Origin of the sequence: Bradyrhizobium sp. sGM-13, from assembly GCF_018398875.1 — a bacterium.
Lineage (GTDB): Bacteria > Pseudomonadota > Alphaproteobacteria > Rhizobiales > Xanthobacteraceae > Bradyrhizobium.
The window spans coordinates 1-228 of sequence record NZ_JAGWDK010000465.1; the positions used below are offsets into that span (position 1 = coordinate 1).

Annotated in this window: 1 pseudogene; it reads right to left on the reverse strand. The window is 64.0% G+C overall.

Annotation, left to right across the window (positions count from 1 at the left end):
• Positions 1 to 228 (reverse strand): annotated as a pseudogene (locus KJQ96_RS39680) (TetR/AcrR family transcriptional regulator); the annotation flags it as partial.

The following is a 228-nucleotide window of genomic DNA, read 5'->3' on the forward strand; positions in this document are numbered from 1 at the left end:
TCGGAAAGCCTCGACAGCCTTTGCAAAGACGGCGTGCGGATCGTCGGCTGCGGCAATCCAGAGCGAGGCGTTGAGCGCCGCTCCGTTGATGAGCCGCGCGGCAGCTTCCGCATCCATCGGCTTCACCGTTCCTTCGTCGATAAGCGCCTGGATCGATTGCATCGTCGTGCGAAGACACGCAGTCTGGTTGGGCCATAGCGATGGATCGCCGAGCACGGCCGGCCCGTC